The organism is Humibacillus sp. DSM 29435 (assembly GCF_001758225.1).
GTDB lineage: Bacteria > Actinomycetota > Actinomycetes > Actinomycetales > Dermatophilaceae > DSM-29435.
The window spans coordinates 1-916 of record NZ_MAST01000047.1 but is presented as its reverse complement, the minus strand read 5'-3'; the positions used below and the strand labels follow the sequence as shown (position 1 = coordinate 916).

Below are 916 nucleotides of genomic sequence, written 5' to 3'. Positions count from 1 at the left end.
CACCTCCAGCTCTAGGGCTACGCGATGGCTCGTAGGGAACGTCCTCAACGCGGCAGAGTCGGGCGTATGTCCTGCACGCGGGCTGCGCGCCTTTAGACCTGTTCCCCGCTCAATCCTTGGCTGCTACGCCAGAGGCTCCAGATGTCAGGGGCGACGGCGACGTATCGTTCCATGGGGCCGGCGGTAGCCGTGCCGAACCAGTGCACGAAGGCTTCGTGCGTAAGGGCCTTCACATCCTCAGGCCCCGCAGCACTTGGCAGAGCGATGACGATGGTCTCCGCTTCAGCGTCGTATTCGTCTTTGTTCGTCGCGAAGTTCAGGCCGACGGGGTCCGCCTTGAATAGCGCAGCTGAGATGGCCTCGACCAGATCCCGCTGCGTGGCCGTCTGCGCGAGCCGGTGCTGCTTCGCAACGCGCACCTGATCTTGGATGCGCTCCCGCTCCATCTCTTCCGGTGGGCGCTTCTCGCGACGGAACCACGACATGGGGCAAGCCTCTCATTACACAGGTCAACGTCCGCTATTCGGCAAATCCGTGAAGGCCGAGCCACCAGCGAGGGCGCCTGCCAGGTGTCCCGAGCTGAGGGACAGATGTGTCTTGGTCGCGCTGGCACAGCAGCCCTGGCTGCAACCATGCGACGCCACCAGACCTGCCACCGTGTGCCCGCCTCAGCCGGCGATGAGGTCGGTGAGGTAGCGCTCGAAGGGGCTGAGCGGCGGATCGCTTGCGGGCGCCGTGATGATTCGGGGTTTGGGACAGGGTGTCTTTCCTGGGATGAGGGGTGGCGGCGTGGATTGGTAGGTGTGTCCGGTGGGGGTGGTCAGCTCGACGAGGTGTGGTGCGCCGGGTTGTCGCGGTTCCGGGGTGAGGGTGCGGGCGGTGAAGCCGGGGAGTTGTTTGGTGTGGTTGCACCGCA

The 916-nt window shown here is 65.2% G+C and carries 1 protein-coding gene and 1 pseudogene; both read right to left on the bottom strand.

What is annotated here, in order from left to right; translation table 11 throughout:
* Positions 1 to 92: 92 nt before the first annotated feature.
* A complete protein-coding gene (locus tag BA895_RS19355) occupies positions 93 to 485 on the bottom strand; it encodes a hypothetical protein (RefSeq protein WP_217493951.1) in 393 nt (130 codons plus the stop codon).
* A gap of 183 nt (positions 486 to 668) precedes the next feature.
* Positions 669 to 916, bottom strand: a pseudogene (locus tag BA895_RS24250) (HNH endonuclease); the annotation flags it as partial.

Coding starts and splice junctions, on each gene's coding strand:
- BA895_RS19355 (WP_217493951.1), bottom strand. CDS start 485: ATGTCGTGGTTCCGTCGCGAGAAGCGCCCACCGGAAGAGATGGAGCGG.